This is a genomic window from Burkholderia sp., assembly GCF_018375725.1.
GTDB lineage: Bacteria > Pseudomonadota > Gammaproteobacteria > Burkholderiales > Burkholderiaceae > Burkholderia.
Genome location: NZ_JAHACR010000310.1, coordinates 1 through 4780, shown reverse-complemented (window position 1 = coordinate 4780; position 4780 = coordinate 1). Strand labels below are relative to the sequence as shown.

Genomic DNA, 4780 nt, shown 5'->3' with positions numbered 1-4780 from the left:
TCGACACCTGCGCGGCCGAGTTCGCGACGAAGACGGCGTACATGTACTCGACCTACGAGGAAGAGTGCGAGGCGCAGCCGACGAACAACAAGAAGATCATGGTGCTGGGCGGCGGCCCGAACCGGATCGGCCAGGGCATCGAGTTCGACTACTGCTGCGTGCACGCCGCGCTCGCGATGCGCGAGGACGGCTACGAGACGATCATGGTCAACTGCAACCCGGAAACGGTGTCGACCGACTATGACACGTCCGACCGCCTGTACTTCGAGCCGCTGACGCTCGAGGACGTGCTCGAGATCGTCGACAAGGAAAAGCCGGTCGGCGTGATCGTCCAGTACGGCGGCCAGACGCCGCTGAAGCTCGCGCTCGACCTCGAAGCGCACGGCGTGCCGATCGTCGGCACGTCGCCGGACATGATCGACGCGGCGGAAGACCGCGAGCGCTTCCAGAAGCTGCTGCAGGACCTCGGCCTGCGTCAGCCGCCGAACCGCACCGCGCGCAACGAAGAGGAGGCGCTCGCCCTCGCGGCCGAAATCGGCTATCCGCTCGTCGTGCGTCCGTCGTACGTGCTGGGCGGCCGCGCGATGGAAATCGTCCACGAGCCGCGCGACCTCGAGCGCTACATGCGTGAGGCCGTGAAGGTGTCGAATGATTCGCCGGTGCTGCTCGACCGCTTCCTGAACGACGCCATCGAGTGCGATGTCGACTGCATCTGCGACGGCGAATCGGTGTTCATCGGCGGCGTGATGGAGCACATCGAGCAGGCGGGCGTTCACTCGGGCGATTCGGCATGCTCGCTGCCGCCGTATTCGCTGTCGCAGGAGACGGTTGCGGAGCTGAAGCGCCAGACGGCCGCGATGGCGAAGGCGCTGAACGTGGTCGGCCTGATGAACGTGCAGTTCGCGATTCAGCAGGTGCCGCAGGCGGACGGTTCGAAGCAGGACATCATCTACGTGCTCGAAGTGAACCCGCGCGCATCGCGCACGGTGCCGTACGTGTCGAAGGCGACGAGCCTGCCGCTCGCGAAGATCGCGGCGCGCGCGATGGTCGGCCAGAAGCTCGCGGAGCAGGGCGTGACGAAGGAAGTGGTGCCGCCGTACTTCAGCGTGAAGGAAGCGGTGTTCCCGTTCATCAAGTTCCCGGCTGTCGACCCGGTGCTCGGGCCGGAGATGCGCTCGACCGGCGAAGTGATGGGCGTCGGCCAGACGTTCGGCGAGGCACTGTTCAAGTCGCAGCTCGCGGCGGGCTCGCGCCTGCCGGAATCGGGCACGGTGCTGCTGACCGTGATGGACGCGGACAAGCCGAAGGCCGTCGAAGTCGCGCGCATGCTGCACGAGCTCGGCTACCCGATCGTCGCGACGAAGGGCACGGCAGCCGCGATCGAGGCTGCGGGCGTGCCGGTGAAGGTCGTGAACAAGGTGAAGGACGGCCGTCCGCACATCGTCGACATGATCAAGAACGGCGAGATCGCACTTGTGTTTACGACGGTCGACGAGACGCGCCAGGCGATCGCCGATTCGCGTTCGATCCGGATGAGCGCGCAGGCGCACAAGGTCACGTACTACACGACGATGTCGGGCGCACGCGCGGCCGTTGAAGGTTTGCGCTACCTGAAGAACCTGGAAGTCTATGATTTACAAGGTCTTCATGCTCGCCTAAACTAAGCGGTCAGTTACCTGTCGAAGCAACACGTGCCGCGATTAAGCGGCGTTCCCGGCCAGCCGGGGATGCGCTTAATCGCGGTGATTTTTTTTATAGCCGTTTTAGCGATTGAGTCGTTTATGAGCACCATTCCGTTGACAAAGCGTGGCGCAGATCAACTGCGCGATGAATTGCAGCGCCTTAAGTCCGTCGAGCGTCCGGCCGTGATCAATGCGATCGCGGAGGCGCGCGCACAGGGCGACCTGTCCGAAAACGCCGAATACGACGCAGCCAAGGAAAAGCAGGGTTTCATCGAGGGCCGTATCGCGGAAATCGAATCGAAGCTGTCGGCGGCGCAAATCATCGATCCGTCCTCGCTGGATGCCGACGGGCGCGTGGTGTTCGCGGCGACGGTCGAGCTCGAGGATCTCGAGTCGGGCGATACCGTGAAGTACCAGATCGTCGGCGACGACGAAGCCGATCTCGATCACGGCCTGATCTCGGTCAGCTCGCCGATCGCGCGTGCGCTGATCGGCAAGACCGAAGGCGACGTCGCGGCTGTGCAGGCGCCGAGCGGCGTGCGCGAGTACGAAATCATTTCCGTCAGCTACATCTGACATGCAGACAGCCGCCATGCCGCACCGCGTGTTCCGGCTGCTGTCGGCCGTCTGGGTGGGCAGCCTGCTGACGATCGGCTACGCGGCCGCGCCCGTGCTGTTCAGCCTGCTCGACCGGATGACGGCCGGTTCCGTCGCGGCCGAGCTGTTCCGCATCGAAGCGATCGTCGGCGTGGTGTGCGGCGTGCTGCTGCTTGCGTTGTCGAACCAGTTGGTGCGGCGCGGCTTCGACGAATATCGTCGCGTGCGGTGGATTGTCGCAGCGATGGCGGGTTGCGTGCTGATCGGGTATTTCGCGTTGCAGCCTTTCATGAACGCGATGCGCGTGGCGGCGATGGAGGCGGGCGTCGACGTCGGTCATTCGACCTACGCGCGCCATTTCGGGATGCTGCACGGCGTCTCGAGCCTGTTCTATCTGGTCGAGAGCGTGCTTGGGCTGATGCTGATCTGGCGGCTGCCGGCGCGCGACGCGTGACTGCAATCGCGGGCGGGCAGCGGCGCGGCCTGGCAGACAGGCCGCGCGTGAGTGTTACTTGCCCTGGAACGGACGTTTCGCGCTCGTCTGGCGCTTTTTCGCGCGCTTGACGTTGCCGCCGGCCGTGACGCGCTCGTTACCGCGCACCACCACCTTCTGCGGCTTCGGCCGGCGCACCGGGCTGCTGTAGGGCGAAACCTTGACGACCTTGACGACGCGCGGCGATGCGCCTTTCTTGTCGGCGGCGGCTTCGGCCGCGCTGGGCAACGCGCCGTTGCGACGGCCGCGTGCCGGCGCCGGCGCGGCTTGTTCGGGTTTCCAGATCACGAGCAGTTTGCCGATGTGCTGGATCGGTGCGGCGTTCAGCCGGTCGCAGATTTCGTCGTAGATCGCGATGCGCTCGTCGCGTTCGTCGCCGAACACGCGGATCTTGATCAGTTCGTGCGCGGCAAGGTGAACCTTGATTTCATCGAGCACGGCGTCGGTGAGCCCTTCGGCCCCGATCAGCACGACGGGCTTGAGCGCATGGGCCTGGGAGCGCAGCGCGGAGCGCTCGGCGGGAGTAAGGGAAAGGGCGGGCATGGAGTATCGAATTCAAATTAGGGGCGCGCACAGCGGGTTTTGATCCTGCAATCAGCCGCGCGCCGAAACCACGTAAAATCGCGACAGGGGCCCGTTGGGCCCGCAGCCGCGCGAAGAACATGCGTATTATCCGCTAAAAGCGCGGCTTCACGAAGCAAATGGCAGCAATCTCTCTCTCGAATGGCAAAGAACCGCTTTAATCAGCACTGGCTGCACGACCATATCAACGACCCGTACGTCAAAATGGCGCAGCGGGAAGGCTATCGCGCGCGCGCCGCGTACAAACTCAAGGAAATCGACGAGCAGGACAGGCTGATCCGCCCGGGCCAGGTCATCGTCGACCTGGGCGCCGCGCCGGGCAGCTGGAGCCAGTACGCGCGCAACAAGCTCGCGCAGGGCAAGCGGCGCGACGAATCGCGCCAGGGCGGAATCGACGGCACGATCATCTCGCTCGACATCCTGCCGATGGAGCCGATCGCCGACGTGCATTTCATCCAGGGCGACTTCCGCGAGGACGAGGTGCTCCATCAACTGGAGGACGTGCTCGAAGGCCGGCCGGTGGATCTTGTAATTTCCGACATGGCACCCAATCTGTCTGGCGTGGCAGTCGCGGACGCGGCGCGCATCGAGCATGTATGCGATCTCGCGCTCGAATTCGCGCAGAATCACCTGAAGCCGGATGGCGCGCTATTGGTGAAGTGTTTCCACGGCAGCGGCTATAGCCAGATTGTCGAGAAGTTCAAACATCAGTTCAAGACGGTCGTACCACGCAAACCCAAGGCGTCCCGCGACAAATCGTCAGAGACGTTCATCTTGGGGCGGCACCTGAAGCATCCGCGCTGACGCGGAACGGGGCGCCGCAAACGGGCTCCGGCCCTTGCCAGACAAAGCCGGCGGCTATCGCGCCGGTTGTCAATGCTTATGGCGGGGGGCTACGGACTGGATTAGAATGCCTGAGGGGCGCCGCAAGGAAAATGTAGGCGCTCGTCTAAGAGTGAAGGAGTGGTGCTTTGAACAACAACATGTTTTCGAAGGCGGCAGTGTGGCTGGTGATCGCACTGGTGCTGTTTACGGTGTTCAAGCAGTTCGACAAACCCCGCGTCCAGGAAGGCGTGTCCTATTCGCAGTTCATGGACGACGCCAAGAACGGCAAGGTCAAGAATGTCGTCGTGCAGGGGCGCAACCTCACCGTCACTCCGGCCGATGGCCAGAAATACCAGATCGTGTCGCCGGGCGACATCTGGATGGTCGGCGACCTCATGAAGTATGGCGTGCAGGTCAGCGGCAAGGCCGACGACGAGCCGAATGCGCTGATGTCCGCGCTGTACTACCTCGGGCCGACGATCCTGATCATCGGGTTCTGGTTCTACATGATGCGGCAGATGCAGGGCGGCGGTAAGGGCGGGGCGTTTTCGTTCGGCAAGTCGCGTGCGCGGCTGATCGACGGGAAGGCGCATTTCGACAC

At 63.8% G+C, this 4780-nt stretch carries 6 protein-coding genes; 5 read left to right on the top strand and 1 reads right to left on the bottom strand.

Annotated features, from left to right (window positions below; all coding sequences use genetic code 11):
- From carB to KH616_RS21510, 3 genes are all read left to right on the top strand, one after another.
- The coding region (carB, locus tag KH616_RS21520) for a carbamoyl-phosphate synthase large subunit (RefSeq protein ID WP_292250624.1) at positions 1-1664 on the top strand (1664 nt) is incomplete at its 5' end.
- Positions 1665-1781: 117 nt separating this feature from the next.
- The gene (gene greA / locus KH616_RS21515) at positions 1782-2258 is read left to right on the top strand and encodes a transcription elongation factor GreA (protein ID WP_292250622.1); all 477 of its coding nucleotides are present in this window, start codon (positions 1782-1784) and stop codon (positions 2256-2258) included.
- Positions 2259-2274: 16 nt separating this feature from the next.
- Positions 2275-2733, top strand: a complete 459-nt coding sequence (locus KH616_RS21510; protein ID WP_292250621.1) for a DUF4149 domain-containing protein — start codon at positions 2275-2277, stop codon at positions 2731-2733.
- Between the two features lie 54 nt (positions 2734-2787).
- On the opposite strand, the gene KH616_RS21505 is transcribed toward KH616_RS21510, so the two are convergent.
- Entirely contained in the window at positions 2788-3315 is a 528-nt protein-coding gene (locus tag KH616_RS21505; RefSeq protein ID WP_292250620.1) for a YhbY family RNA-binding protein, read from the bottom strand.
- Positions 3316-3495: 180 nt separating this feature from the next.
- Here KH616_RS21505 and KH616_RS21500 point away from each other — a divergent pair, with 180 nt between their 5' ends.
- The gene (locus KH616_RS21500; protein ID WP_292250619.1) at positions 3496-4158 is read left to right on the top strand and encodes an RlmE family RNA methyltransferase; all 663 of its coding nucleotides are present in this window, start codon (positions 3496-3498) and stop codon (positions 4156-4158) included.
- Positions 4159-4325: 167 nt separating this feature from the next.
- The coding region (locus KH616_RS21495) for an ATP-dependent metallopeptidase FtsH/Yme1/Tma family protein (RefSeq protein ID WP_292250617.1) at positions 4326-4780 on the top strand (455 nt) is incomplete at its 3' end.